26 protein-coding genes and 3 pseudogenes are annotated in these 25,337 nt (G+C 66.7%); 2 read left to right on the forward strand and 27 right to left on the reverse strand.

What is annotated here, in order from left to right:
- Positions 1-9: 9 nt before the first annotated feature.
- From rimO to QO058_RS01205, 21 genes and pseudogenes are all read right to left on the reverse strand, one after another.
- Positions 10-1,329: a 30S ribosomal protein S12 methylthiotransferase RimO gene (gene rimO, locus QO058_RS01110; protein WP_284169917.1), complete on the reverse strand. Its 1,320-nt coding sequence runs from the start codon at positions 1,327-1,329 to the stop codon at positions 10-12.
- Between the two features lie 102 nt (positions 1,330-1,431).
- A complete protein-coding gene (locus QO058_RS01115; protein WP_284169918.1) occupies positions 1,432-2,178 on the reverse strand; it encodes an SDR family NAD(P)-dependent oxidoreductase in 747 nt (248 codons plus the stop codon).
- Positions 2,179-2,239: 61 nt separating this feature from the next.
- Positions 2,240-3,103, reverse strand: coding sequence for a sulfurtransferase (locus QO058_RS01120; RefSeq protein WP_284169919.1), 864 nt, complete (start codon positions 3,101-3,103; stop codon positions 2,240-2,242).
- Complete coding sequence (locus tag QO058_RS01125) at positions 3,100-3,537, reverse strand: OsmC family protein (protein WP_284169920.1); 438 nt, start codon at positions 3,535-3,537, stop codon at positions 3,100-3,102. The genes QO058_RS01120 and QO058_RS01125 overlap by 4 nt, the downstream gene beginning before the upstream one ends.
- Positions 3,538-3,610: 73 nt before the next feature.
- A complete protein-coding gene (locus tag QO058_RS01130; RefSeq protein ID WP_284169921.1) occupies positions 3,611-4,657 on the reverse strand; it encodes a sulfate/molybdate ABC transporter ATP-binding protein in 1,047 nt (348 codons plus the stop codon).
- A gap of 12 nt (positions 4,658-4,669) precedes the next feature.
- Positions 4,670-5,563 carry a sulfate ABC transporter permease subunit CysW gene (gene cysW, locus QO058_RS01135; RefSeq protein WP_432211997.1) on the reverse strand — a complete coding sequence of 298 codons (894 nt, stop codon included), beginning with the start codon at positions 5,561-5,563 and terminating at the stop codon, positions 4,670-4,672.
- Positions 5,556-6,401 (reverse strand): sulfate ABC transporter permease subunit CysT, encoded by an 846-nt coding sequence (gene cysT / locus QO058_RS01140; protein WP_284169922.1) that lies wholly within the window; start codon positions 6,399-6,401, stop codon positions 5,556-5,558. Before cysT ends, cysW begins: the two co-directional genes overlap by 8 nt.
- Positions 6,402-6,404: 3 nt before the next feature.
- Positions 6,405-7,442, reverse strand: a complete 1,038-nt coding sequence (locus QO058_RS01145; protein ID WP_284169923.1) for a sulfate ABC transporter substrate-binding protein — start codon at positions 7,440-7,442, stop codon at positions 6,405-6,407.
- Between the two features lie 172 nt (positions 7,443-7,614).
- The gene (gene cysG / locus QO058_RS01150; RefSeq protein WP_284169924.1) at positions 7,615-9,072 is read right to left on the reverse strand and encodes a siroheme synthase CysG; all 1,458 of its coding nucleotides are present in this window, start codon (positions 9,070-9,072) and stop codon (positions 7,615-7,617) included.
- The gene (locus tag QO058_RS01155; RefSeq protein ID WP_164985716.1) at positions 9,069-9,236 is read right to left on the reverse strand and encodes a hypothetical protein; all 168 of its coding nucleotides are present in this window, start codon (positions 9,234-9,236) and stop codon (positions 9,069-9,071) included. Before QO058_RS01155 ends, cysG begins: the two co-directional genes overlap by 4 nt.
- Before the next feature lie 76 nt (positions 9,237-9,312).
- The gene (locus QO058_RS01160) at positions 9,313-9,831 is read right to left on the reverse strand and encodes a DUF934 domain-containing protein (RefSeq protein ID WP_284169925.1); all 519 of its coding nucleotides are present in this window, start codon (positions 9,829-9,831) and stop codon (positions 9,313-9,315) included.
- Positions 9,818-11,489: pseudogene (locus QO058_RS01165) on the reverse strand (nitrite/sulfite reductase). The gene QO058_RS01160 and the pseudogene QO058_RS01165 overlap by 14 nt, the downstream one beginning before the upstream one ends.
- A 3-nt stretch (positions 11,490-11,492) precedes the next feature.
- Entirely contained in the window at positions 11,493-11,846 is a 354-nt protein-coding gene (locus QO058_RS01170) for a DUF2849 domain-containing protein (protein WP_284169926.1), read from the reverse strand.
- A gap of 174 nt (positions 11,847-12,020) precedes the next feature.
- Positions 12,021-12,476: a hypothetical protein gene (locus QO058_RS01175; RefSeq protein WP_284169927.1), complete on the reverse strand. Its 456-nt coding sequence runs from the start codon at positions 12,474-12,476 to the stop codon at positions 12,021-12,023.
- 8 nt (positions 12,477-12,484) lie between these two features.
- The gene (locus QO058_RS01180; protein WP_284169928.1) at positions 12,485-13,180 is read right to left on the reverse strand and encodes a response regulator; all 696 of its coding nucleotides are present in this window, start codon (positions 13,178-13,180) and stop codon (positions 12,485-12,487) included.
- Positions 13,177-15,900, reverse strand: coding sequence for a sensor histidine kinase (locus tag QO058_RS01185; protein WP_284169929.1), 2,724 nt, complete (start codon positions 15,898-15,900; stop codon positions 13,177-13,179). The genes QO058_RS01180 and QO058_RS01185 overlap by 4 nt, the downstream gene beginning before the upstream one ends.
- 5 nt (positions 15,901-15,905) lie before the next feature.
- The gene (gene kdpC / locus QO058_RS01190) at positions 15,906-16,487 is read right to left on the reverse strand and encodes a potassium-transporting ATPase subunit KdpC (RefSeq protein WP_284169930.1); all 582 of its coding nucleotides are present in this window, start codon (positions 16,485-16,487) and stop codon (positions 15,906-15,908) included.
- Positions 16,488-16,569: 82 nt separating this feature from the next.
- Positions 16,570-18,607, reverse strand: a pseudogene (gene kdpB / locus QO058_RS01195) (potassium-transporting ATPase subunit KdpB).
- 22 nt (positions 18,608-18,629) lie between these two features.
- On the reverse strand, positions 18,630-20,339 hold the full coding sequence (gene kdpA / locus QO058_RS01200; protein WP_284169931.1) for a potassium-transporting ATPase subunit KdpA: 1,710 nt from the start codon (positions 20,337-20,339) through the stop codon (positions 18,630-18,632).
- A 26-nt stretch (positions 20,340-20,365) separates the two neighbouring features.
- Positions 20,366-20,452 (reverse strand): K(+)-transporting ATPase subunit F, encoded by an 87-nt coding sequence (gene kdpF / locus QO058_RS31305; protein ID WP_126116082.1) that lies wholly within the window; start codon positions 20,450-20,452, stop codon positions 20,366-20,368.
- Between the two features lie 285 nt (positions 20,453-20,737).
- Positions 20,738-20,899, reverse strand: a complete 162-nt coding sequence (locus QO058_RS01205) for a hypothetical protein (RefSeq protein WP_164547412.1) — start codon at positions 20,897-20,899, stop codon at positions 20,738-20,740.
- 146 nt (positions 20,900-21,045) lie between these two features.
- On the opposite strand from QO058_RS01205, the gene QO058_RS01210 reads away from it, so the two are divergent.
- Positions 21,046-21,489 carry a GFA family protein gene (locus QO058_RS01210; protein WP_284169932.1) on the forward strand — a complete coding sequence of 148 codons (444 nt, stop codon included), beginning with the start codon at positions 21,046-21,048 and terminating at the stop codon, positions 21,487-21,489.
- A 124-nt stretch (positions 21,490-21,613) separates the two neighbouring features.
- Here the strand turns inward: QO058_RS01210 and QO058_RS01215 are convergent, their stop codons facing one another.
- The 6 genes and pseudogenes from QO058_RS01215 to QO058_RS31310 all read right to left on the reverse strand — a co-directional run.
- Positions 21,614-21,892, reverse strand: a complete 279-nt coding sequence (locus tag QO058_RS01215) for a M48 family metalloprotease (RefSeq protein ID WP_284169933.1) — start codon at positions 21,890-21,892, stop codon at positions 21,614-21,616.
- Positions 21,893-21,898: 6 nt separating this feature from the next.
- Positions 21,899-22,327, reverse strand: coding sequence for an acyl-CoA thioesterase (locus QO058_RS01220; protein ID WP_284169934.1), 429 nt, complete (start codon positions 22,325-22,327; stop codon positions 21,899-21,901).
- 82 nt (positions 22,328-22,409) lie between these two features.
- Positions 22,410-22,706: a GNAT family N-acetyltransferase gene (locus QO058_RS01225; protein ID WP_284169935.1), complete on the reverse strand. Its 297-nt coding sequence runs from the start codon at positions 22,704-22,706 to the stop codon at positions 22,410-22,412.
- A gap of 143 nt (positions 22,707-22,849) precedes the next feature.
- Entirely contained in the window at positions 22,850-23,068 is a 219-nt protein-coding gene (locus QO058_RS01230) for a DUF2934 domain-containing protein (RefSeq protein WP_284169936.1), read from the reverse strand.
- A 157-nt stretch (positions 23,069-23,225) separates the two neighbouring features.
- On the reverse strand, positions 23,226-23,864 hold the full coding sequence (locus tag QO058_RS01235; protein WP_284169937.1) for an aminotransferase class I/II-fold pyridoxal phosphate-dependent enzyme: 639 nt from the start codon (positions 23,862-23,864) through the stop codon (positions 23,226-23,228).
- Between the two features lie 100 nt (positions 23,865-23,964).
- A pseudogene (locus tag QO058_RS31310) lies at positions 23,965-24,594 on the reverse strand (aminotransferase class I/II-fold pyridoxal phosphate-dependent enzyme); the annotation flags it as partial.
- A 96-nt stretch (positions 24,595-24,690) separates the two neighbouring features.
- Here QO058_RS31310 and QO058_RS01245 point away from each other — a divergent pair.
- A complete protein-coding gene (locus QO058_RS01245) occupies positions 24,691-25,296 on the forward strand; it encodes a LysE family translocator (protein WP_284169939.1) in 606 nt (201 codons plus the stop codon).
- Positions 25,297-25,337 lie beyond the last annotated feature (41 nt).

A 25,337-nucleotide genomic window follows, 5' to 3' on the forward strand; every position in this document is an offset into this window, starting at 1 on the left:
AAAACCTATTCAGACCGCGATGCCGTGCAGGTCATAGGCGTCGGCGCGCTCGATCTTCACCGTGACGATATCGCCCGGCCGCAGCGGTCGGCGGCTCGACACATAGACATTGCCGTCTATCTCCGGCGCGTCCCATTTCGAGCGGCCCTTGGCGACGGTCGGACCGGCCTCGTCGATGATCACCGGAATGCGCTTGCCGACGCGCGCCTTGACGATACGGGCCGAAACCTCGGCTTGCGTCTTCATGAAGCGGTGCCAGCGCGCCTCCTTCTCGTCCTCCGCGACCAGCGGCAGGCCGAGATCGTTCGCGGTAGCGCCCTTGACCGGCTCATACTTGAAGCAGCCGACGCGCTCGAGCTTCGCTTCCTTCAGCCAATCGAGCAGGAAGTCGACATCGTCCTCGGTCTCGCCGGGGAAGCCGACGATGAAGGTCGAGCGGATGGCGAGGTCCGGGCAGATCTCGCGCCATTTCCTGATGCGCTCCAGCGTCTTCTCGTGATGGGCCGGCCGGCGCATCGCCTTCAGCACCGAGGGAGAGGCATGCTGGAACGGGATATCGAGATAGGGCAGCACATGGCCCTCCGCCATCAGCGGGATGACCTCGTCGACATGCGGGTAGGGGTAGACATAGTGCATCCGGACCCAGACGCCCATCTGGCCGAGCTCGCGCGCCAGCTCGAAGAAGCGGGTGCGGACCTCGCGGTCCTTCCACATCGACGGCGCATATTTGATGTCGAGCCCATAGGCGCTGGTGTCCTGCGAGATCACCAGCAGTTCCTTGACACCGGCTTTGACCAGCTTCTCGGCCTCGCGCAGCACCTCGCCGATCGGCCGCGAGACCAGATCGCCGCGCAATTTTGGGATGATGCAGAAGCTGCAGCGATTGTTGCAACCCTCTGAAATCTTGAGATAGGCGTAGTGCCGCGGCGTCAGCTTGATGCCCTGATCCGGGACCAGGTCGAGGAAAGGGTCGTGCTTGGGCGGCACGGCCTGATGCACCGCCGAGACCACGCTCTCATAGGCCTGCGGCCCGGTGATCGCCAGCAGGTTCGGGAAGGCGTCGCGGATCTGCTCGGGTTCGGCGCCCATGCAGCCGGTGACGATGACCTTGCCGTTCTCCGCCATGGCCGCGCCGATCGCTTCGAGCGATTCCTGCTTGGCGCTGTCGAGGAAACCACAGGTGTTGACGATGACGAGGTCGGCGCCCGCATGGCTCTTGCTGAGCTCGTAGCCCTCGGAGCGCAGCGAGGTGATGATGCGTTCGGAATCGACGAGTGCCTTGGGGCAACCGAGGGAAACGAACGAGATTTTCGGCGCGACGGCATTCATCGGCGACAGAACTCGGCAACGGAGCAAGGGAAGGGCGCGGCAAGGCCGGCGCGATGGCGCTTCCTTTGATCCTTTTTGGACAAATTTGCAACTCGTCCCGGGTCAGCGCGCCGTTAGTCCGCCATCGGCCATGTGGAAGCCGCCCGTGAGGAAGGAGGCCTCGTCCGAGAGCAGGAAGGCGATCATGTCGGCGATCTCCCTCCGCGTACCGAGCCGTCCGAGCGGGTGAGCTGCGGCAAACTCGGCTCGCGTGCTCTCCGGCAGCTTCGCCATTTCGGGTGTCTCGATGTAGCCGGGCCCGATCGCATTGATGCGGATGCCTTTCGTCGCATAGTCCAGCGCCGCGGCCCGGGTCAGGCCGACGATGCCATGCTTGGTCGCGCTGTAGGGAGCGATCCCGGCCTGCCCGACGGCGCCTGCGCCCGAGGACATGTTGACGATGGCGCCGCCTCCAGCCGCGAGCATCGCCGGGATCTCATACTTCATGGCGTGGAAGATGCCGGAGAGGTTGATCGCGAGGATGCGCTGCCAGGCATCGAGATGGGTCTCCGCCAGCGGCACATTGTGATCGCCGGTGATGCCGGCATTGTTCACGGCAAGATGCAGAGCGCCGAAGCACTCGACGGTCTGCTGCACGGCTGCCTCGACGGCCGCCGCGTCGGCCACGTCCGCCTGCAGCGCGAGCGTCCGCTTCTTCGCGGGATCTAGCCGAGCAGCGACCTGGCGTACGCCATCAAGATCGACGTCGACCAGGGCGACACGCGCCCCGCGCCGGAAAAGCCCTTCCGCGATGCTCTCGCCGAGACCGGTTGCGGCCCCTGTCACGAATGCAACCTTGTCGTCCCACATCGCGTTCTCCTCCGCCTCTGGAGGAGAACGCGCGACAACGCCGATCTTTCCCGGCTGCCGCTTAAGCGATCACGGTCGCGACCGGCCGCTCAGGATCCTGCGTCCAGTCGGTCATCGAGCCGTCGTACAGCGAGACTTCGTCGCGGCCGAGCAGCTCCGACATGACGAACCAGTTCAGCGAGGCGGTGTGGCCGGTATTGCAATACGACACGGCCGGCCCTGTCGGCACCGAGCCGAACAAGGCGGAAAGATCGCCGGCTGGCTTGAAGCGCCCGGTCGCCGGGTCGAAGGCTGCGGCGTAGTCGCGCGAGACGGCGCCGGGGATGTGTCCGGCGCGGGCTGCCTCTGCCGCCTTCTCCTTGCCTTCGAAATAGCTGGCCGAGCGGGCATCGACGAGCGTCGCCAGCTTGCTGCGCGACGCAATCAGGGTCGCATCGGCAGTGCTGCGCAGCTCCTGCTGCACCACGACGGGATAAGGCGAGGCCGGTATGGGCTTGGCCGGCCCGGTCTCGATCGGCAACCCCGGCTGGGTCCGCCAGCCCTTGAAGCCGCCATCGAGGATGGCCTGCTGGCCATGGCCGATCAGCTTCAGCGTCCAGTAGACGCGGGTGGCAGCAGCAAGATCGCTGGCGGCGAGCCCGGCCGGCACGATCACGACCTTGCTCGGCGGGGTGATGCCGAGCCGCCCTGCGAGTTCGGCGAGATGGTCGAGCGGCGGCAGCATGCCGGGCGCATTGCCGACCTTGGCGCGCCAGCCATCGGCGGCGTAGTCGCTGTGCACGGCGCCTGGGATATGGCCGGCCTCGAAGGCCTGGCGCCCACCCTCGGCGGCGGCACGAATGTCGATGATGACGAGACCGGGCGAGCCCAGCGCATCGGCCAGGGCTTTGGGAGATACCAGCCCCGAAGTCGGGATATCCGTCATTCCGCGGCCTCCTGTTGCAGTTCGTCGATGACAACGAGCGAAGTAGTCATCTCGGCGGTCGCCCCCAGCATGATCGAAGCGGAACAGTATTTTTCCTTCGACAATGTGACGGCGCGTTCGGCCTTGGCCTGCGACAGGCCGCGACCGCTGACACGATAGGCGATGTGGATCTTGGTGAAGACCTTGGGGTCCTCGGTCGCGCGCTCAGCCTCGACCTCCACCTCGCAGCCCGTGATGGATTCGCGGCCCTTCTTCAGGATCTGCACCACGTCGAAACCGGTGCAGCCGGCGAGCCCGATCAACAGCATCTCCATCGGCCGGGTACCGATGTTGCGGCCGCCATACTCAGGCGCGCCGTCCATCATCACCGCATGGCCGCTGCCGGCCTCGCCCATGAAGGCCATGCCCTCGACCCATTTCGCCCGCGCCTTCATGGCCGTCTCCTGTCGTCAGAACGTGTCGGGCGACAGGCATAACCCGCGCGAGACACGAAAGGCGAGGGTGACCTCAAGCCGCGGCAAACAGGTTGCCATGCGTGATGCGCAGCCGGATGCGCTCGCCGATCGCCGGGGCGACCTGGCTGGCGAGATCGACGTCGAGCCGCTTGGGCAGCCCTTCGACGGCGACCTCGGCACGCCGCAGCGGCCCATTGCGGCGCAGGTACTCGACTACGCCGGGCAAAGCGAGCGGCGCGTCATCGACAATGCGCAAATGCTGTGGCCGGACATAGAGCGACGCTGGTCCGCCGACGTTCTGGCGCAGGCCGCCGAGCACCGGACGGTCCTGGAAGAAGGCCTGGCTGCCGACGACTTTGACCGGCAGATGGTTGGCGTCGCCGAGGAACTGGCAGATGAAGGGCGTCGCCGGATGGTCGTAGACATCGTCGGGCGAGCCGACCTGCTCGAGTCGGCCATCGTGCAGGATCGCGACCCGGTCGGCCAGCTCCAGCGCCTCTTCCTGGTCGTGCGTGACGAACACAGTGGTGTGGCCGGTGCGCTGGTGCAATTGGCGCAGCCAGGCGCGCAGGTCCTTGCGGACCTTCGCGTCGAGCGCGCCGAAAGGCTCGTCGAGCAGAAGCACTTGCGGTTCGATCGCAAGGGCCCGGGCGAGCGCGATGCGTTGGCGCTGGCCGCCGGAAAGCTGGCTCGGATAGCGCTTCTCCAGCCCCGGCAACTGGATCAGCTCCAGCAGATCGGAGACGCGCTTCTTGATCTCCACGGGGCTCGGCCGCTCGGCACGCGGTCGCGATTTCAGCCCAAAGGCGATGTTCTCGGCGACGCTCATCGTCTTGAACAGTGCATAATGCTGGAAGACGAAGCCGATCCGGCGTTCGCGCAGCGAAAGATCGCGGGTATCGGTCTCGCCGAACAGCACGCGGCCGCGCTCGGCCTGTTCGAGACCGGCGATGACGCGCAGCAGCGTCGTCTTGCCCGAGCCGGAGGGGCCGAGCAGGGCGACCAGCTCGCCCGGCTGGATGTCGAGCGACACGCCGCGCAGAGCGGGGAAGTTCTGGAAGCGTTTCTCGACGCTTTCGATGGTAACGGCGACCGACATGGGCTCTTCCACTCAGTGACGGCGGCTGGCGGCGATTGAATCCGCGAAGCGCCATTCCAGCACGGTTTTCAGGACGAGCGTGACGAGGGCCAGGCCCGCCAGCAGCGAGGCGACGGCGAAGGCGGCGGCACCCATGTACTCGTTATAGAGAATCTCGACATGCAGCGGCATGGTGTTGGTCAGGCCGCGAATCCTGCCGGAGACGACGGCGACGGCGCCGAACTCGCCCATGGCGCGGGCATTGCAGAGCAGGACGCCGTAGAACAGGCTCCATTTCACATTCGGCAGCGTCACCATCAGGAAGGTGCGCCAGCCCGAGGCGCCGAGCGTCAGTGCTGCCTCCTCGTCGGCCGAGCCGAGCGACTGCATATGCGGGATGAGTTCGCGGGCGACGAAGGGGAAGGTGACGAAGACCGTCGCCAGCACGATGCCCGGCACGGCGAAGACGATCTTGATGTCGTTCGCCGCGAGCCAGGGGCCGAAATAACCCTGTGCGCCGAAGAGCAGCACGAAGACCAGGCCCGAGATCACCGGCGAGACCGAGAAGGGCAGGTCGATGAAGCTGATCAGCAGGCTCTTGCCGCGGAACTCGAACTTGGCGATCGCCCAGGCCGCCGCCAGCCCGAAGATGACGTTGAACGGCACTGCGATCGCCGCGACGAAGAGAGTGAGCCGGATTGCCGCCAGTGCATCAGGCTCGAGGATCGCCTCGCGATAGGCGTGCCAACCGCGAGCTCCCGCCTCGACGAAGACCGAGATCAGCGGCAGGAACAGGAACAGGCTGAGGAAGGCGAGCGAGACGACGATCATCGCGAACTGGACGATGCGGGATTCGCCAGACACGCGCCGCGCCGCACGGGCGGGAGCAAGGTCCTCGATCTGATAGGGCAGGCTGGCGTCAGACATCGCCGAACCTCCGGCGGGCGCGAGCCTGGATCAGATTGACCAGCAGGATCAGCGCGAAGGACAAAAGCAGCATGATCGTCGCGACCACGGCCGCGCCGGCATAGTCGAACTGCTCGAGCCGGATCACGATCAGGAGCGGTGCGATCTCTGAGACCATCGGCACGTTGCCGGCGATGAAGATCACCGAGCCGTACTCGCCGACGGCGCGCGCGAAGGCCAGCACGAAACCGGTCAACAGCGCCGGCAGCACCGGCGGCAGCAGGACACTGAAGACAGTGCGCCAGCGACTGGCGCCGAGCAGCGCTGCGGCCTCCTCGATGTCGGCCGGCAGCTCTTCCAGCACAGGCTGGATGGTGCGTACGACGAAGGGCAGGCCGATGAAGATCAGCGCCACCATCACGCCGAGCGGCGTATAGGCGACCTTGATGTCATAGGGCGCGAGCAGCCCGCCGACCCAGCCATTGGGCGCATAGATCGCCGCCAGCGCGATACCGGCGACCGCCGTCGGCAAGGCGAAAGGCAGGTCGACCGCTGCATCGATCAGGCGCTTGCCCGGAAACTCGTAGCGAACGAGGACCCACGCCAGGATCAGCCCGAAGACCGCGTTGATCGCAGCTGCGAAGAGGGCGCCCCCGAAGGAGAGTTTCAACGCCGCCAGAGTGCGCGGCGAGGTCGCCACCGCCCAGATATCGGCCGGACCGGCACTCGCCGCCTTGAGGAACAAGGCGGCGAGTGGAATCAGCACCACCAGCGACAGCGCCGTCACCGTGATGCCCAGCGCCAGGCCGAAGCCCGGCAGGATGCTGGGCTCGCGCCAGCGGAAGACCGTCGCCGTCATGGCTTACCGGGCCGGCTTGTAGAGCTGGTCGAAGGTGCCGCCATCGCCGAAATGAGCGGACTGCGCCTTGGCCCAGCCACCGAAGCTCTCATCGATGGTGATGAGCTCGACCTTCGGGAAACGGGCGATGTCCTTCGGGTCGGCAGCTTCTGGATTGCGCGGGCGGTAATAGTTCTTGGCGATGATCGCCTGGCCCTTCGGGGTGTAGAGGAACTCGAGATAGGCCTGCGCCTCGGCGCGGGTGCCCTTGGCGTCGACATTGCCGTCGACGACCGCGACCGGCGGCTCGGCCAGGATCGAGAGCGAGGGCACGACGATGTCGAACTTGTCCTCGCCGAACTCCTTCAGCGCCAAGAACGCCTCGTTCTCCCAGGACAGGAAGACGTCGCCGATGCCGCGTTGGGTAAAGGTCGTAGTGGCGCCGCGCGCGCCGGTGTCGAGCACCGGGACATTGGCGAGCAGCTTGCCGACATAATCGCGGACCTTGGCCTCGTCCTTGTTGAAGGCCTTCTCGGCATAGGCCCAGGCAGCGAGATAGTTCCAGCGGGCGCCGCCCGATGTCTTCGGATTCGGGGTGATGATCTGGACGCCGGGCTTCACCAGGTCGCCCCAGTCCTTGATCGCCTTCGGATTGCCCTTGCGGACCAGGAACACGATCGTCGAGGTGTAGGGCGAGGAGTTCTGCGGCAGGCGCTTCTGCCAGTCGAGCGGCAGCTTCTTCGAGCGCTCGGCGACCGCGTCGATGTCGCCGGCGAGCGCCAGCGTCAGCACATCTGCGTTGAGCCCATCGATGACGGTGCGGGCCTGCGCGCCCGAGCCGCCATGCGACTGCCGGATCGTGCTGATCTTCTTGGCGTTCTTGCCGTTCCAGTCGGCGATGAAGGCCGTGTTGATCTCGCGATAGAGCTCGCGGGTCGGGTCATAGGAAACGTTGAGCAGCTCGGTTTGCGCACGGGCGCCGGTGATCACACCGAAGCACAGGGCGAAGGCTCCGAGCGTCAGGCCGGCTTGCAGCAGGCGGCGAAGTCTCTGTCGCGTCATCTCAGTGCTCCGTGCTGAACAGGTCCGGAACCGTCGAAACGGTTTGAAACTGTTCTGAAAAACAAACAGAACGTACTGAATTGGCGGTCATCGCTCAACTGGTGGCGGCAGTAGAGCCCTTCCAAACTTTTCACGCCAGAGAGAAAACGCATCTCCTGCGTTTTGGTTCGGCTCAGCCTTGCGCCAATTTTCCGCTGGCGGCAGCCAGCAAGGCGGCACCCATCGCATGGCCGATCAAGACCAGGACCGGCCCCTTGCTCGGAAGCTCACCAAGCCGCTCCGGCAACTCCGCGATCGAGGTGGCGATCCGCATCTCGGCGGGGGTGGTGGCTCCGAGCACCGCGATCGCCGGTGTCGCAGGATCGAGCCCGGCGGCGAGCGCCTTCTCGCGGAACAGCGGCAGGGTAGCGCGCGCCATGTAGAGCGCAGTGGTCGCGGCCGGATCGGCGAGCGCCTTCCAGTCGAGATCCTGCGGCAGCTTGCCGTCGCGGGCATGGCCGGTGACGAACTGCAGCCGGCGGGCATAATCACGATGGGTCAGCGACAGGCCGAGCGAGGCGGCCGCGCCCTGCGCTGCCGAAATGCCGGGCACGATCGCAACAGGGATGCCGGCGCGGCGGCAGGCCTCGATCTCTTCGCCGGCGCGCCCGAAGATGCCGGGATCGCCGCCTTTCAGCCGCACCACATGCTTGCCCTGGCCAGCGAGCGAGACCAGCATCGCGTTGATGTCGTCCTGCTTCACGGCCGGACCATAGCCCTGCTTGCCGACCAACATGCGCTTGGCCTCGCGCCGGGCGAGTTCGAGCACGCCGGCGGAAACCAGATCGTCGTAAAGGATGATGTCGGCGCTCTGGAGCGCCCGGATCGCCTTCAGCGTCAGCAACTCCGGATCGCCCGGCCCGGCGCCGACCAGCGTGACGCGGCCGTTCGGCGTGCCACCACGCTCGATCTCGTCGAGCGTGGTGGAAAGGCTGTCCCGGTCGCTCTCGTCAGGCCGGCGCTGCGGCTCGGCTAGGGCGCGGCTGGTGAAGCGCTCCCAGAAATCGCGGCGGAGCGGGAAGGCGAGTTCGCGCGCCTTGACCAGCGGGCGCCAATCATGCGCGGCCTGCGACCAAGCCTTCAGCCCCGCCGGCAGCAAGGCCTCGATCTTGGCGCGGATCGCCTGGCCGAAGACGGGCGCGGCGCCGTCGGTCGAGATCGCGACGACGAGCGGCGAACGATTGACCAGCGAGCCGAAGGCGAAATCGCAGAATTCGGGCTTGTCGACGACATTGACCGGCACGCCGGACTGCCGGGCGGCGGCGGCGAAGGCCTTGGCTTCGTCGAGGGAATCGATGTCGGCGATGGCGAGCGCGGCGCCATCGAGATCATCAGCCTGCCAGGCGCGCGGCAGCACCGTAACCGAGCCAGCCGGCGGATCGGCCGCAAGACCGGCGAATATCTCGGGCTGGTCGCCGGCAAGGATCAACAGCTCGCTGCCCGCCGCTGCGAGCAATTCGGCTTTCCAGAGCGCGCCCTCGCTCGCCCCTGCAAGCACGACCTTGCGCCCCTCCAGCTTGTGGAAGAGCGGCAGGGTCGCGAGCCGTTCGATCCGGCGTGGGGCGGTGGCTTCCGGGCGTCTTGCGCTCATCTTTGCGTCGCTGCGGCCTTCACGTCGGGTTGCGTCCGGGTGTCGCCCGCAGGTGGCATGAACAGCCAGAGACCGGCAAGCACCAGGATGATAAGCCGGAAGCAAAGATCGAACCAGCGCTCGCGCGGGCCGGGAGCGGAATGGTTCAGGGCGTCGTTCAACATGGCCTCCTCCCATTCATCGTCGCTATGGCGGTCGGCCGGCCGCCGCAAGGTGGGTTGGGCCGAACCGTGCACCGTTTCAGCTCGCCGCGGCATGTTTCAGGCGGGCCGAGCGGCGCCGGTCGAGGATATTGCCGCTGTCGCCATAGCCGCGCTGATAGCCATGGCTGATCTGGCCGAGCGCCCGGGTCCATTGCTCGACCGGCTGGCGCGCGGCACTCGCCTCCGGCAATTCGACTTCGTCGAAGCCGCAGGCGAGGGCATAGGCGAACTGGTCGACGATCAGCGGTCCGCTGGCGCGCAATGTGCCGGTGAAGCCGTGATTGCGGATCAATCGCGCCAGGCTGAAGCCGCGGCCGTCGCCGAAGGACGGGAAGTTGATCGCGATCAGCGACAGCTGCCGCATCAGCAGCTTGAGCTCGGGGATGCGGACGGTGTTGGGGATGACGACGCCGATGCGCTGGTCGCGCGTCTTCTGCGCCAGAGCCTCAGGCAGCACCTCCCAGGCGACGAGCGCATGCGAGAGGTTGCCGATCGCAGCGCCTTCGCTGCGCGTCCAGATCTCGGTCTTGGCGCCGTGACGATCAAGCAACGGCATGGCTGACCTCCTGGAAGGCCGCCTTGAAGGGCGCAAGCCCGAGGCGGCGGACATTGTCGATGAAGCTCTCGCCCTCCTGGCGCTGGGCCAGGTAGACCGAGACGATCCGCTCGATCGCGTCGGGCACATCCTCGGCTGCGAGGCCGGGGCCGAGGATCTCGCCGATCGCGGCGTTTTCGGTCGCGTCGCCGCCGAGCGTGATCTGGTAGGATTCGATGCCGCGCTTCTCGAGCCCGAGAATGCCGATATGGCCGACATGGTGGTGGCCGCAGGCATTGATGCAGCCGGAGATCTTGATGTTGAGCACACCGATCTCCTTCTGCCGCCCGGCATCGGCGAAACGCTCGGCCAAGGCCTGCGCGATCGGGATCGAACGCGCCGTCGCCAGTGCGCAGTAGTCGAGGCCGGGGCAGGCGATGATGTCGGTGATCAGCCCGACATTGGCCGTGGCCAGATCCGCTTCGCCAAGACGCCGCCAGACCGCGAAGAGGTCGGCCTGCTTCACCTGCGGCAGGACGAGGTTCTGCGCATGGGTGACGCGAATCTCGGACAGGGAGAACTCGTCTGCCAGGTCCGCGACGAGGCGCATCTGCTCGCTGGTGGCGTCGCCGGGAGGCGCGCCGATCGGCTTCAGCGAGATCGTCAGCGCGGCATAGCCCGGCTGGCGGTGATCCGTGACATTGGTCTCGACCCAGCGGGCGAAATCGGGATTGCCGGCCTTGGCTGCCTCGAAGGCGCCGCTGGTCGCCGGCAGCGCCTCATAGGCCGGGGGGTGCGAAATAGGCGGCGATGCGCGCGACCTCGGCCGGATCGGCATTGACCGAGGGGCCGTCGAGCCGGGCGAATTCCTCCTCGACGCGGCGGGAGAACTCCTCGGTGCCGATCTCGTGGACGAGGATCTTGACCCTGGCCTTGTACTTGTTGTCGCGCCGGCCTTCGAGATTGTAGACCCGCATGATCGCCTCGAGATAGGCGAGCAGGTCGGCCTTGGGCAGGAATTCGCGCACGACCTTGCCGATCATCGGGGTGCGGCCGAGGCCGCCGCCGACGATGACCTCATAGCCGATCTCGTGCGTGTCCGGATGGCGCAGGATGCGCAGGCCGATATCGTGCGCCTTGATCACCGCGCGGTCGTGCGCAGCACCCGTCACCGCGATCTTGAACTTGCGCGGCAGGTAGTCGAACTCGGGATGCAGGCTCGACCATTGCCGGATCAGTTCGGCCGTCGGGCGCGGATCCTCGATCTCGTCCTGGGCAACGCCGGCGAAATGGTCGGCGGTGACGTTGCGGATGCAATTGCCCGAGGTCTGGATCGCGTGCATCTCGACATCGGCGAGCAGGTCGAGAATGTCCGGAATGTCGCGCAGCTTCGGCCAGTTGAACTGGAGATTGGTGCGCGTGGTGAAATGGCCGTAGCCGCGGTCATAGCGCTCGCCGATCAGCGCGAGCTGGCGCATCTGCTTCGACGACAGCGTGCCGTAAGGGACCGCGATCCGCAGCATATAGGCGTGCAGCTGCAGATAGACGCCGTTCTTCAGGCGCAGCGGCTTGAACTCGTCCTCGGTCAGCGAACCATCGAGCCGGCGGCCGACCTGGTCGCGGAACTGGGCGACGCGCTCGCGCACAAAGCGTTCGTCGAATTCATCGTAGCGATACATGCGTCAGGCTCTCAGGAAAGCTTGGGCAAGCGGCAGTTCGGCCTGCTTGCCAAGGTCGCGCCGGATGCTGGGACCGGTCGTCTTCATCCGCTCGCGGTAATGGCGCGGCACCGGCACGCCGTCCTCGATCGCGACATCGACGAGATAGGCATCGACGACATGCTGGTTGCCGAGCTCGGCGGCCGCAAAGGCGTCGAGGCGGTCGGCCGTCGCATCGTCCTGGCCGATCAGCGCCGCGCCCGGATCGCGCGACCAATTCAGGCCATTGGCATCGCCGGCAGCGAAAACGACATCGCCGTCGAGCAGGTCGTTGGCCAGCAGGATCACTGGTAGGGCAGGGCGCTTGGCGGCAGCCATGAATGATGCTCGCTACGTTCGCTATTCCGAACGTTTTACATAAGGCAGAGGCCTCAAAGCATCAATTCACGTCAGGTAGTGTGATTTTTCTTATTCCCGTTCGAAAAGAGGAAATCTCTCTTCGCGGCTGTTCGGCTGCTCAAATCCGGGGAAGCATTTTCTCCGGCGGAACCGTCAGTGCGCCCCACAGGATTGGCTCAGCCTGCGCAGCGCCGGGCCGATGCCGGCGAGCGGGATCGCGTCATAGCCCTTCTTGATCCCTTCCTGGCGGATGCGAAGCGAACGGCCGGTGGGGAAGGCTGCGAACATGTCGGCTTCTGCGCCGGCGACGCGATAGGCATCGCCGAAAGGTCCGCCTGTCGCTTGCAGCGCAAGCCGGAAATCGCGGCCGTCGATCGCAAGCGTGATCGGTCCTTCCGAAAGCACGCCGGGGATATCGAGATAGAGCCCGAGCCGCTTGTCCGCCTCGCAGCGGATGAAGGCACAGGACCAAGCGTCGTCGGTCACCGTCGCCGAGCAGCCCTGGATCGCCCGCTTGCTCTCGCCGTCGAAGATGCTCGGCTTCCATTCGGCGGCAGCCTGGCTGACCGCGCCGAGGAGAACCACCAATCCAACCGCCAGATGCCGCATCGCCAGCCTCAGACCAGTCCACCAAGCCGATAGCCGACACCGGGCTCGGTCTCGATCAGCTTCGGCTCGGCGGGATCGTCCTCCAGCTTCTGCCGAAGCTGGCCAACGAAGACGCGCAGATACTGCACGTCGTGCTCATGCGCTGGGCCCCAGACGGCCGTGAGGATCTGCTTATGGGTCAGGACCCTGCCATTTCCGCCGGCCAGGCTGGCGAGCAGGTCGTACTCCTTGGGTGAGAGCTTCACGGCAGCGCCACCCTTGCTGATCCGGCGATTGACGAGATCGATTTCGACATCGCCGACCTGCAGCGCCGGCTCCGCCCCCTGGCGTTCGAGGCGATGGCGCAGCGCGACGCGCAGGCGCGCCAGCAACTCGCCGACGCCGAACGGCTTCTCGACATAGTCGTCGGCGCCGGCGTCGAGCGCGTCGATCTTCTCGGTCTCGCGGTCGCGCGCCGAGAGGATGATCACCGGACCGTCATAGAAGGCTCGCGCCTTGGCGAGCGCCTCCTTGCCGTCCATGTCGGGCAGGCCGAGGTCGAGCACGACGGCGTCAGGCGGCTTGCGGGCGATCTCGCGCAGGCCGGTGGTGGCGTCGTCGGCGCGGATCGGCTCGTAGCCGGCGGCATCGAGCGCCGGGCCGAGGAAACGGTGGATCTGCGGCTCGTCGTCGATGACGAGGATGCGCGGGCGAAAGGCGGTCATGGCTTGCTCTCTCCGCCCGCGACGTCCTTGCGCAGGCTGATCAGGATACGGGTGCCGCCCTTGCTGCCGTCCGGGCGATCATGGATCGGGCTGGCGGCGGCGATGCGCCCGCCCATGGCCTCGACGAAACCCTTGGCGATGGCGAGGCCCAGGCCGGCGCCTTTGCCGCGCTCGCCGCCGCGATCGATCGATTCCTCCAGGCGCCGGAACTTCTCGAAGACGCGCTCCAATTCAGCGGTCGGGATGCCGCGGCCCTCGTCCTCGATCGAGATCACGACATTGCCGCGGTCCTCATAGGCGGCGGCCTCGATCAGTGCGCCGTCCTCGCTATAGGCGATGGCGTTTTCGAGGATGTTGACCAGCACCTGCTCCAGCAAGCCTCCGTCGGCCCTGACAAGGGAGAGCTCGGCCGGGAAATCGCGCTGGACCCGGCGCTGGCCGAGCCGACGCGAGATGCGCGACAGTGCCGCCGCGATCACGTCGCGGACATCGATCCAGTCGCGCCGCGCCACCAGCGCCCCGCCTTCGAGCCTGGTCATGTCGAGCAGATCGCCGACATAGCGGTTGAGCCGCTCGGCCTCCTCGCGGATCGAGAGCAGGAGGTCGTCGCGCACGGCTGGCCGCATGCCCTCGCCAAAGTCGATCAGCGTCGTCGCCGAGCCGAGCACGGTGGCGAGCGGCGTGCGCAGATCATGGCTGACCGAGTTGAGCAGCGCCGAGCGCAGGCGGTCGCTGCGGCGCAGCGCTTCGGCATCGACTGCAGCGGCGGCGAGCTCGGCCCGCTCGATCGCGATCGCGCCCTGGTCGAGCAGCGCCATTGCGAAGCGCGCATTCTCGGCGGTCGCCAGCGCCTTTGGCTCAAAGCCGACCACGCCGGAGCGAGCGCGCACGCCCTGCAGTGGCCTGAAGGTCCAGGCGACGTTCGGCAAGGTGCCAGTGCCGGCCCCGGCCGGTTCGCCGCGGTTCCAGGTCCAGCGCGCCGCGGTCATGTCGGCGGTCGAGAGCGCTTCGAGCTCGGGCGCTCCGGCAGCCGGGGCAATCTCGCCATTGGCCGGCAGCAGCACCACGATCTTGCCGGAGGTCGCAGCCGAGACCTGTTCGGCCAGGATCGACGCGACATCCTCGCGTCGCGCTGCCGCCGAAAGCCGGCGGCTGGCGGCGAGCAAGGCGGTGATCGCCGAGGCGCGTCGCGCCGTCGCCTTGGCCTGGTCACGGATGCGCCCGGTCAGGCCACCGGTCGTCAGCGCCACCGCGAAGAAAACGAGGAAAGTCAGCACGTCGGCTGGATGACCGATCCAGAAGGACAGGCGCGGCTCGAGGAAGAAGAAGTTGTAGGCGAAGGCTGCGAGCGCGGCTGCCGTCACTGCCGGCCAGAGGCCGAAGGCGAGACCGGCCCCGAGCACGCTGACCATGAACAGCATGGCGAGGTTGACGTTCTCGACCCGCTTGTCGATCAGCTCGGCGAGACCGATCACGACCCCGACCATGGCGACCGCGCCGAGATGGGTGAGCCAGTTGAATCGGCCCCGTGGCGTGCTCGGCATGACCTGTTGCACCGGCCCGCTCGTAATTTCGGTGACGATGTGCAGGGCGGCGCCGTTCTGCGCCTTCAGCAGCTCTGGGGCGAGGGAAGGGCGCAACCAGGCGCGCCAACCCTTGCGATGCGATTTGCCGACGACGATCTGGGTGACGTTGTTGCGGCGGGCATAATCGAGCACTGCGCCGACGAGGTCGTCGCCATTGAGCACGACGCTGGCGCCGCCAAGCTGTTCGGCAAGCTTCAACGCCTCCGCGAGATGCGCGCCACGGGCAGAATCCGGCTCCGCCCCGCTGGGCCGTTCGACATGGGCGACGGTCCAGGGCGCATCCATCATCATGTCGGAGAGGCGCCGCCCGGCCCTGACCAGTGAGCCGGCCATGGCATCAGGACCGATCAGCACGAGGATGCGCTCGCCCGCCGCCCAGGGCCCCTCGACGCCGGCGCGCTTCATCGCCTGGCTGAGCTGGTCGTCGACGGTCTGAGCGGCGCGGCGCAGCGCTAGCTCACGCAGCGCCGTCAGGTTCTCCGACTTGAAGAAATTGCCGGCGGCGAGCCGGGCGGTCTCGGGAACGTAGACCTTGCCTTCCTCCATGCGCTGGCGAAGTTCGGTCGGCGTGATGTCGATCAGCTCGATCTCGTCGGCGCGGCTGAGCGCACTGTCCGGCACCGTCTCGCGCTGGCGCACGCCGGTGATCTTCCAGACGACATCGACCAGGCTTTCCAGATGCTGGACGTTCAGCGTCGTCCAGACGTCGATCCCGGAATGGAGCAGTTCCTCGACATCCTGCCAGCGCTTGGGATGGCGACTGCCCGGGGCGTTGGAATGGGCGTACTCGTCGACCAGCAGCAGCTTCGGCTTCAAGGCGAGGGCTGCGTCGAGATCGAACTCCATCATCAGCCGGCCGCGATGCTCGAGCGGCCGGCGCGCCATCACCTCGAGCCCGTCGAGCAATTCTTCTGTCTCACGCCTGCCATGCGTCTCGACCACGCCGACCAGGACCTCGCCATGCTCCTTCTGGGCACGCCGACCTTGCGTCAGCATCTCGTAGGTCTTGCCGACGCCCGGCGCCATGCCGAGAAATATCTTCAGCCGGCCGCGCTTGCCGCGGCCGGCTGAAGCAAGCAGGGCGTCGGGGTCGGGCCGCCCTGCCTCGCGGAACTGGGATTCGTCGCTTGCCATCGATCCTAACGTTGCGGCCGCGGCCAGCGCGCGTCGAGTGCCAAATTGACGGCGAGCACATTGACGCGCGGCTCACCGAGCAGGCCGAAGGTCGAGCCCTCGGTATTCGCCGCGATCACGGCCAGGACCTCGTTCGGCTGCGCCTTGCGGGCCGCGGCGATGCGCGCAACCTGCCGGGCCGCGTTGGCCGGCGAGACATGCGGGTCGAGACCCGAGCCTGAGGTCGTGACGGCGTCGACCGGAATCGGCGCCGGGCTCTCGGGGCGCAGCGCCTCGGCATCGGCCTTGATGCGGGCTGCGAGGTCCTCGTTCAACGGCCCGAGATTGGAGCCGGACGAGCCCGAGGCATCATAGCCATCCTTGCCGGCAGCCGAGGGGCGGGGACGTAAGTAGGCCTCGTCTTTGAAGTTCTGCCCGATCCAGCGCGAGCCAACGACGTCGCCGGAGGCATTGCGGATCAGCGAGCCGCTGGCCTGGGCCGGGAACAGGGCCTGCGCCAGCCCGGTGACACCGAGCGGATAGGCCAAGCCCAGCAGGAGGCTGAAGAGGGCCATCGAGACAATGGCCGGGCGAAGATTGGCGATCATGACATGTGTCCTGTCGTGCGCTTTCCGTTCGGCCAGAATCGGCCGAACGAAAAGAATTCGCGCAAAATCAAAAGTTGAGCCTTCAGGCGAGCCCAAGGGCCGAGACGATGAGATCGATCAGCTTGATGCCGACGAAGGGCGCTATCAGCCCGCCGATGCCGTAGAGGGTGAGGTTGCGCGAGAGCAGCTTGGCCGCGCCGATGGCCCGGTAGCGCACGCCGCGCAGCGCCAGCGGGATCAGCGCGACGATGACCAGCGCGTTGAAGATCACCGCCGAGAGGATCGCGCTCTGCGGGCTCGACAGGCCCATGATGTTGAGCGCGCCGAGCGCCGGCAGCGAGACGACGAAGAGCGCCGGGATGATCGCAAAATACTTCGCGACGTCGTTGGCGATCGAGAAGGTGGTGAGCGCGCCACGGGTGATCAGCAATTGCTTGCCGACCTCGACGATCTCCAGGACCTTGGTCGGGTCGCTGTCGAGATCGACCATGTTGCCCGCCTCGCGCGCCGCCTGCGCGCCGGTCTGCATGGCGACCCCGACATCGGCCTGAGCCAGGGCAGGGGCGTCGTTGGCACCGTCGCCGCACATCGCGACGAGGCGGCCCTTGGCCTGCTCGGTGCGGATGATCCGCAGCTTGTCCTCCGGCGTCGCTTCGGCGAGGAAATCGTCGACGCCGGCCTCGGAGGCGATCGCCGCCGCGGTGACCGGATTGTCGCCGGTGATCATCACCGTGCGCACGCCCATGCGGCGAAGATCGGCGAAACGCTCCTTCACGCCCGGCTTGACCACGTCCTTGAGGTGGATGACGCCGACCAGCGCGCCGTTCTCGCTGACGGCGAGCGGCGTGCCGCCCGAGCGGGCGATGCCGTCGACCGCCTGGCGCAGTTCCGCCGGCACCTGGCTATCGCTGAGGTCGAGTGTCTTGATCACGGCATCGACCGCGCCCTTGCGCCAGGATTTGCCATCGAGGTCGAGGCCCGACTGGCGGGTGGTGGCGCTGAACGGGATCGTGGTCGCTCCCGCGGGAACCTCGGCCGTGACGCCCTGGTTGCGGGCGAGCTCGACGATCGAGCGGCCTTCCGGGGTCTCGTCGGCGAGCGAGGCCATCAGCGCTGCACGCAGCGCCGCATCGGGACGCATACCGGGGACGGGGATCACCTCGACCGCCATGCGGTTGCCGAAAGTGATCGTGCCGGTCTTGTCGAGCAGCAGCGTATCGACGTCACCGGCAGCCTCGACGGCCCCTGCCTGAGGTCGCCAGTACATTCACTTTCAGAAGCCGGTCCATGCCGGCGATGCCGACGGCGCTGAGCAGGCCGCCGATCGTGGTCGGGATCAGCGTGATGAAGAGCGCGCCCAGCACCATCGGATCGAGCGAGACGCCGGAGAAGGCCCCTAACCCGGTCAGGGTGACCACCGCGATCAGGAAGACCAGGGTCAGGCCGGCGAGCAGCACGGCGAGGGCGAGCTCGTTCGGTGTCTTGCGCCGGTCGGCGCCTTCGACCATCGCGATCATGCGGTCGAGGAAGGACGAGCCCGGCCGCGAGGTAACCCTGATCTTGAGCCAGTCGGAAACGACGGTGGTGCCGCCGGTGACGGCGGAACGATCACCACCGCTCTCGCGGATCACCGGGGCGGACTCGCCGGTGATCGCGGCCTCGTTGACCGAGGCGACGCCCTCGATGATCTCGCCATCGGCTGGGATGACGTCACCGGCCTCGACCAGGACGATATCATCAGGTGCGAGCTCGTGAGCCGGCGTCGGGATCATCGCATTGCGCGAGGCATCGATGATCAGCTTGGCCTTGGTGGTGACGCGCGTGGCGCGCAGCGAATCCGCTGCCGCCTTGCCGCGCCCTTCGGCGATCGCCTCGGCGAAGTTGGCGAAGACCACGGTGAGCCAGAGCCAGATCGCGATCTGGATCGGGAAGGCCGCAGGCTGGCCATTGGCGATGGCGACGACGGCCGAGACGGTGGCGAGCGCAGCGACAACCTCTGTCGCGAGGATGACCGGGTTGCCGGTCAGTTTGCGTGGGTCGAGTTTGCCGAAGGCGCTCTTCAGCGCCGTCAGGACGATCGCCTGGTTGAAGGCGCTGGACTTGGCGAGTGAGACACTCATCTGAGAGAGTTCCTTTGTCGGCTCAGCGAGAGGCCGCAAGCACCTGGAAGTGCTCGACGATCGGCCCGAGCGCCAGCGCGGGGAAGAATTGCAGGCCACCCAGGATCAGGATGATGCCTATGAGCAGGCCGACGAAGAGCGGTGAGTCGCTCGGCAGCGTGCCGGCGGTCGGCTTCAGCTTCGGCTTGGCGGCAATGGCTCCCGCCAGGGCGATCACCGGGATCATGTAGGCGAAGCGACCGAGCAGCATGGCGATGCCGAGCGTGGTGTTCCACCAGGGCGCGTTGGCGGTGAGGCCGGCGAAGGCCGAGCCGTTATTCCCTGCCGCCGACGAATAGGCGTAGAGGATCTCGGTAAGCCCGCGCGGCCCCTTGTTCAGCAAGCCCTCGAGCGCGACCGGCAGCACCGCGGCGATCGCCGAGAAACCGAGGATCGCGAGCGGCAGGATCAGCACCGCCAGCATGGCGAACTTGATCTCGCGGCTCTCGACCTTCTTGCCGAGATATTCCGGCGTGCGTCCGACCATGAGCCCGGCGACGAAGACGGCGAGCAGCGCCATCACCACCATGCCGTAGAGGCCGGAGCCGACGCCGCCCGGCAGGATCTCGCCGAGCTGCATCAGGAACATCGCGACGCCGCCGCCGAGCGGCATGAACGAGCCGTGCATCGCATTGACTGAGCCGTTCGAGGCACCGGTGGTCTGCGCCGCCCAGATCGACGAGGCGGCCGCGCCGAAGCGGACTTCCTTGCCTTCCATGTTGGCCGGCGCGTCGGTGATGCCGGCCGCGATCATGGCGGGCTGCGGCGTCAGCGTCTCGGAGGAGTAGATCGCGGCGGCGCCGAAGCCGACCAGAATGACCATGGCGGCGAGCAAAGCGCGCGCCTCCTTGCGGGCGCCGGCGACACGCCCGAAGGCGATGACCGTGCCGAAGGCGAGCGCGTTCAGCGACACGACCTCGATCAGGTTGGTCAGCGGTGTCGGATTCTCGAGCGGATGCGCCGAGTTGACGTTGAACAGGCCACCGCCATTGGTGCCCCATTGCTTGATCGCCTCCTGGCTGGCGACCGGGAAGAGGGCGATGATCTGGTCGGCGCCCTCCAGCGTCTTGGCTGTTACATTGGCGAGGAGGCTCTGCGGCACGCCGGCAGCGACGAGCGCGAGCGCGGTGACGATCGACACCGGCAGCAGCACGTAGAGGACGCTGCGGGTCAGATCGACCCAGAAACTGCCGAGGCTCTCGCCGCGATCGGCGGCAAAGGCACGCGCCACGGCAGCAGCTATGGCGAGGCCAGCGCCAGCCGAGACGAAGTTCTGAACGGTCAGGCCCAGCATCTGGCTGAGGCTGCTCATCGTCGTCTCGCCGCCATAGGACTGCCAGTTCGTATTGGTGACGAAGCTGACGGCGGTGTTGAAGGCGAGATGCGGCGACAGGCCGTCGAAGCCCTGCGGGTTCAGCGGCAGGAGCCCCTGCAGCCGCAGCAAACCGTAGAGCAGCACGAAGCCGGCCGCGCTGAAGGCGAGCACCGCCCCGGCATAGCCGAGCCAGTTCTGTCCCTTGTTCCGGTCGATGCCGAGCGCGGCGTAGAAGCCGGCCTCGACCGGCTTCAGCACGAGGTCGAACGGGGTTTTCTCGCCCGCCCAGACACGCGCCATGTAAATGCCGAGTGGCCAGCCCACGGCCACCGTCACTGCGATCGTGAAGACGATCTCTGCCCAGCCCCGCCAGTCCATGCGAGGTCTCCTTTTTTTGTGTTGTGTCAGAAGCGGTCGGGGCGCAGCAGCGCGGCGACCATGTAGATCGCGAGCCCGAGGGCCGCAGCGGCATAGAGCAAGGTCAGGCCCATGACGGTCAGACCTTGCGCAGCAGCGCTGCGTACCAGCCGAAGAGCGCGAAGGCCCCGGCTCCGAGCGCGAGAAAGACGATATCGGCCATGACAAATCTCCAGCCTGGTTCAGACCGGAGATGTGGTGCCGCACCTGCTAAGCGGTCGAGCGGGAAGGGCAGGCCGGGGCATAAGGGCGGCGTAAAGATGCCGCTCCCCAAAGAAGCAGGCGATCGCCGCGCGCAGAATGCGCGCCAGACGATCGGCCCAGCGGGTCAAGTCATTGGGAAGATTTTGAAAGGCGCCTCAGCTCGACGCTTCGAGGCCGGCCGTCGTGATGAAGGCGGCGAGGGCGAGGCCAGCCCAGAAGAAATCGTTGAGAACACCCTGCAGGGGCACGGCCCCCATGGTCACGGTCGAAAGGCCGCCGGCAAGGAACAGCGCCGAGGCTGCAACAAGGGTGTTCATGATGTCCTCCCGCATTTTGCGGCTCGAACGCGGCGGGGGTGATTCCGTTCCCCTGATTCGATGCGGCATCAAATGACTTGTGTTGATAGGATCATCGCACAGCTCCAATGTCTGTGATGTGACGAAGATCAAATGGAGAAAGCGGCATGACGCATCGATTGACTGGCTGCTGCCATTGCGGCGCGATCGGCGTCGAACTGACGCTGCCGCGCCCGCCTGAGGAGGAGGTCATCGGCGCCTGCCAATGCTCGTTCTGCCGCAAGCACAATGCAAGGACGGTCTCGGATCCCGGCGCGCATGCCCGCCTCATCGTGCATGAGCCGGCGCACCTTCAGCGCTACCGTTTCGGCCTTACTGCCTCCGAAGTCGTTTTATGCCGCCGCTGCGGCGTCTATGTCGCCATGCTGATGGTCGAGGACGGCAAAGCCTGGACGACGATTAATATCGACACGCTCGACGAGCGCGCCCGCTTCATCAAACCGGCCGAGCCGCGGGATTTCAGCGGCGAAGCACTGGCGGGACGGCGCGAACGCCGCAAGGCGCGCTGGACACCGACCGAACTGGTCGGCTGGCCGGAGGCGGGCGGGTAGATCACTCCGGCACCGGCGCGCAAACGCGCCGGAGCGCCTGCCATTCTGCATCGCTGAGGATCCGTGGTCCTATCGTCATGGGCACCGCCTGCTTCATCCGCGCCAGCCTTTCGCTGCTGACCGACTAGCTGTCGATAATCGTCGTCTTGCCGGCATTACCAGTGATGCGGACTAGGAACTCGCCGAGCGGTGCCGGCGATCGGCCGAGCCGCGTCATCGCCCTGATCGTGAAGTCGTCGGCGGCCGTCTCGGCCTCACGCGAATACGAGGCGTCGATCAGCGTACGCGAGGCGAAGATCACCGCGCCGCTGCCGGTGATGTCGCCGAAGAGCAGCCCGAACAGGAAGGACGTGCCGCCGGTGCGGATGACGCCGCGCAACCCGTCGCGATGCTCGGCGCGCAATCGCTATCAAGTGCTCGGCGGCATCAGCGCGAGCAGCTGCTCTCGCACCACATCGGAGAATGGCCGCGACTTGCGTGTCGCCTCGTCCATCTGGACCATCACCGTGATGCCGCTGGCGACGCAGTGCTCGCCCTGGAAGATCGCCTGCTCGAGCCGGACGGAGCTGCGGCCGACCGAGGCGACGCGCGTGCCGATCTCGACTTCGCCCGGCCAGAGCAGCTCCGCCCGGAAATCCATCTCCAGCCGGGCGATGACGAAGGCAGTCCCCGGCTCGACCAGCTGACGGGCGCGATCATAGATCAGCTCGACGCGTCCGGTTTCCAGAAAGGTCGAGAACACTGCGTTGTTGATGTGTCCCTGCCGGTCGGTGTCGCCATAGCGGAGCTTGTCCCGCGCCCGAAGCGGGAAGTCGGTGATGACGAGTTCGTCCGGCATAGTTCGCCCCGTTCCATGACGAGGCCTTTCAAACGCGATCATCGGGCGCGAGGCAAGCTCATCCGATCAGCGGGGAGAGGCGTCAGGCCAGCACATCGCTATAGTCGGGATGGCGTCGCGCCCAGTCTGCAACAAAGGAGCAGCGTGGCACGACGCGACGTCCGCTCTGGCGCGCGATCCGGAAGATGCCTTCGGCCAATTGCGAGCCGAGGCCGCGCCCGTTGAAGGCCGGCGGCACCTCGGTATGGGTCACCACGATCCGGTCGCCATCGCTGCGATAGACGGCGAAGGCCTGTCCGCCGGGAAAGTCGAGCTCGAACCGTCCGGTCTCCGGCCGTTCGAGCACCTGAAGCTGACCGGTTTCGATATGCTGCGTCATAACCGCTCCCCGCGGGCGCCGGCCACAGGGCAAGGCATCGCCTCGACCACAATGTCGGAAGCGCGCATCGCTTGTCTCCGTTTGCGATCATACAGGCAGGGAATGGCAGGGCTGCGGCCAGCCCCAGCCCTGCAAGACGTGGGTCAGGACAACAATTCCTGCTCGCGCCGGCGGGCGCGCTCGACCTTGAGCTCGTCTTCGGCGCCCGTATCGACGACATCCGTCGTGCGGTTGCGGAAGTTCCAGATCTCCTTTGCGGCTTCCCAATGCTCGTGATCGCGGCCTTCCGGCTGCCCTTGCTCCATCCAGAGCGCGTAGGCGATCTTGCGGATCGCGCGCTCCTCCTTGCCAAGATGGCTCATCTCGTCCTCCTGGTTCCGTTGCAGTCGGCGAGGAAACGAAGGTACGCGAGTTGGCGTTCCGCGCCTCTGAACCAATCTGTCACGGCAATGTGGCGCTCGCGTGAGCCCATCGGAGGCAGCTTCCGGCTCCTTCGAGGAAGGCTGCCGGAGCCGCGACTCAGATGCGTGCGAGCCGATCCTCTGCGCCGCCGTCCAGCAGGAGCCGGATGATCCGCAGCGCCCGCATGAGATTCTCTCGCGAGGTGGCGCCAATGCACAGCCGCACTCCAGCCGCGCGATCATTCTCGTCGACCATGACGGCCGCCGGCGGCGTGACCATCACGCCTCGCGCCGCAGCGCCCTGGGCGAGGCTCGCCGCATCGGCGAGCGACATCGGCAGCCAGAGATGGAACCCGGCACCGCTCGCGGGCTGGATTGTACTCCCTAGAACCGCGTGCACAACGGCGGCGCGCTCCGTAGCCTCGCGACGGATGGCTTCGCCGACAGCCCTCGCAGTGCCATCCCTGATCCAGCGCTCCATGATGGCGCACATCAGCGGCGAAGCCATCGACGACGTCGCCTGAAGAAAGCCCTGTGCCGCCTGCACTGCGGCGGGCGGCACGACGAGGGCGCCGATCCGCAGCCCCGGGCTCAGAATCTTGGAGAAGCCGGCGATGTAAAAGGTCCGCTCCGGCGCGAGTTCCGCGAGAGCGGGCAGTCCGGCGGGCGTGAACAGCGAATAGACGTCGTCTTCGATGATGACGGCGTCGTGGGTGCGGCAGACGGCGACGATGTCCTGTCGTCGCGCCGGCCCCATGGTGACGCCGGTCGGATTGTGCAGGGTCGGGGGTGAGATAAACCACGCGGCGTTCGCCGGAATGCGCGGAGAAGGCCGCGGCGAGCGCGTCCGGCCGCAGGCCCTCATCATCCAGAGCCACGGCCTTGAGTGCTTGCAGGTTCTGGCGCGCGGCAAGGATGGCACCCGGATAGGTGAGTGCCTCGGTGAACACCGTTCCGCCGATCCGGGCAGCAGCGGCGAGGGCGATGGCCAGGGCATGCTGTGCGCCATTGGTGAGAAACAGACGATCGGCGGCGATCCGCAGCCGGTGCTCCGCAAGCCAGTGCGCCATCGCCTCGCGGTGCTCGATGCTTCCTGCCGGCGGCCGGTATCGCCCGAAGCTGTCGGCGTCCATCTGCCTGGCGAGCGCGGCGAGCGTCGCCGAGAGGACGCCGTCGCCGAGCATCTGCGGCGGCGTGTTGACCGAGAGGTCGATGATCTTGCTCGGACTCGGCTCCGCGCCGGCGACGAACATCCCGCGCCCGCGCACGCTCCGCACGAGCCCGCGCTTTTCGAGCAGCGAATAAGCCTTGGTGACCGTGCCGAGCCCGATGCCCAGCCGATAGGCGAGATCACGGTGCGCTGGCAGGCGCGCCCCGACCGAAACGCGGCCATCGGCGAGATCCTCCTCCACAGCGGTGACGAGGCGCTCATGCGTGAGGCCAGGCGCGTCGGAGAGGCGCGGAGACCAAGGGGAGGCGAGGCGCATGTATGAAACCTAAAAGCGTCACATGACACTATTATAATTTCTTACAAAGTGTCACATCGATAAGGTCGCGGCAATCGCAATCACCGCGTGCCGCCTATGCCCCTCGATCTCCTCCTGGCCTTCCTGACTTACGCCTTCGTGACCTCGATCACGCCCGGACCGAACAACACGATGGTGCTGGCCTCGGGCGTCAATCACGGTTTCAGCCGAACAATCCCGCATGTCCTCGGAATCAGCTCCGGCTTTGCGGTGATGGTGCTCGCCGTCGGCTTCGGCATCGGCCGCCTGTTCATTACCGCGCCATGGCTCTACGAGGCGCTGCGCTGGATCGGAGCGGCCTACCTGCTGTGGCTGGCCTGGAAGATCGCGACCGCCAGCGCCATGGACGAGAAGACCACTGCCAGCAAGCCGATGAGCTTCTGGCAGGCGGCGGCTTTCCAATGGGTCAATCCTAAAGCCTGGGTCATGGCGATCGGCGCCATCGCGACCTATACGCCGGCGAATGGCGGATTGGGCATGATCCTGCTCGTTGCGGTGCTCTTTGCCGTGGTCAACGCGCCGACCGTTGCACTCTGGGCCGCCTTCGGGACGACGCTGCGCCGCTGGCTGACCGATGCGCGCTATGTCCGCATCTTCAACATCACCATGGCGGCGCTGCTGGTGTTGTCTCTGCAGCCGCTGCTCTGGGGCGGCATGCATTGAGAAGCGCTGGCGAGGGCAGGGCCGTGCAATCGGCGCTGCCC

Origin of the sequence: Bosea vestrisii (assembly GCF_030144325.1) — a bacterium.
GTDB classification, from domain to species: Bacteria; Pseudomonadota; Alphaproteobacteria; order Rhizobiales; family Beijerinckiaceae; genus Allobosea; species Allobosea vestrisii_A.

Bases quoted from the DNA above. Each gene is read 5' to 3' on its own strand.
- rimO (WP_284169917.1), bottom strand. From the start codon at position 1,329: ATGAATGCCGTCGCGCCGAAAATCTCGTTCGTTTCCCTCGGTTGCCCC.
- QO058_RS01115 (WP_284169918.1), bottom strand. From the start codon at position 2,178: ATGTGGGACGACAAGGTTGCATTCGTGACAGGGGCCGCAACCGGTCTC.
- QO058_RS01120 (WP_284169919.1), bottom strand. From the start codon at position 3,103: ATGACGGATATCCCGACTTCGGGGCTGGTATCTCCCAAAGCCCTGGCC.
- QO058_RS01125 (WP_284169920.1), bottom strand. From the start codon at position 3,537: ATGAAGGCGCGGGCGAAATGGGTCGAGGGCATGGCCTTCATGGGCGAG.
- QO058_RS01130 (WP_284169921.1), bottom strand. From the start codon at position 4,657: ATGTCGGTCGCCGTTACCATCGAAAGCGTCGAGAAACGCTTCCAGAAC.
- cysW (WP_432211997.1), bottom strand. From the start codon at position 5,563: ATGTCTGACGCCAGCCTGCCCTATCAGATCGAGGACCTTGCTCCCGCC.
- cysT (WP_284169922.1), bottom strand. From the start codon at position 6,401: ATGACGGCGACGGTCTTCCGCTGGCGCGAGCCCAGCATCCTGCCGGGC.
- QO058_RS01145 (WP_284169923.1), bottom strand. From the start codon at position 7,442: ATGACGCGACAGAGACTTCGCCGCCTGCTGCAAGCCGGCCTGACGCTC.
- cysG (WP_284169924.1), bottom strand. From the start codon at position 9,072: ATGAGCGCAAGACGCCCGGAAGCCACCGCCCCACGCCGGATCGAACGG.
- QO058_RS01155 (WP_164985716.1), bottom strand. From the start codon at position 9,236: ATGTTGAACGACGCCCTGAACCATTCCGCTCCCGGCCCGCGCGAGCGC.
- QO058_RS01160 (WP_284169925.1), bottom strand. From the start codon at position 9,831: ATGCCGTTGCTTGATCGTCACGGCGCCAAGACCGAGATCTGGACGCGC.
- QO058_RS01170 (WP_284169926.1), bottom strand. From the start codon at position 11,846: ATGGCTGCCGCCAAGCGCCCTGCCCTACCAGTGATCCTGCTGGCCAAC.
- QO058_RS01175 (WP_284169927.1), bottom strand. From the start codon at position 12,476: ATGCGGCATCTGGCGGTTGGATTGGTGGTTCTCCTCGGCGCGGTCAGC.
- QO058_RS01180 (WP_284169928.1), bottom strand. From the start codon at position 13,180: ATGACCGCCTTTCGCCCGCGCATCCTCGTCATCGACGACGAGCCGCAG.
- QO058_RS01185 (WP_284169929.1), bottom strand. From the start codon at position 15,900: ATGGCAAGCGACGAATCCCAGTTCCGCGAGGCAGGGCGGCCCGACCCC.
- kdpC (WP_284169930.1), bottom strand. From the start codon at position 16,487: ATGATCGCCAATCTTCGCCCGGCCATTGTCTCGATGGCCCTCTTCAGC.
- kdpA (WP_284169931.1), bottom strand. From the start codon at position 20,339: ATGGACTGGCGGGGCTGGGCAGAGATCGTCTTCACGATCGCAGTGACG.
- kdpF (WP_126116082.1), bottom strand. From the start codon at position 20,452: ATGGGCCTGACCTTGCTCTATGCCGCTGCGGCCCTCGGGCTCGCGATC.
- QO058_RS01205 (WP_164547412.1), bottom strand. From the start codon at position 20,899: ATGAACACCCTTGTTGCAGCCTCGGCGCTGTTCCTTGCCGGCGGCCTT.
- QO058_RS01210 (WP_284169932.1), top strand. From the start codon at position 21,046: ATGACGCATCGATTGACTGGCTGCTGCCATTGCGGCGCGATCGGCGTC.
- QO058_RS01220 (WP_284169934.1), bottom strand. From the start codon at position 22,327: ATGCCGGACGAACTCGTCATCACCGACTTCCCGCTTCGGGCGCGGGAC.
- QO058_RS01225 (WP_284169935.1), bottom strand. From the start codon at position 22,706: ATGACGCAGCATATCGAAACCGGTCAGCTTCAGGTGCTCGAACGGCCG.
- QO058_RS01230 (WP_284169936.1), bottom strand. From the start codon at position 23,068: ATGAGCCATCTTGGCAAGGAGGAGCGCGCGATCCGCAAGATCGCCTAC.
- QO058_RS01235 (WP_284169937.1), bottom strand. From the start codon at position 23,864: ATGGGGCCGGCGCGACGACAGGACATCGTCGCCGTCTGCCGCACCCAC.
- QO058_RS01245 (WP_284169939.1), top strand. From the start codon at position 24,691: ATGCCCCTCGATCTCCTCCTGGCCTTCCTGACTTACGCCTTCGTGACC.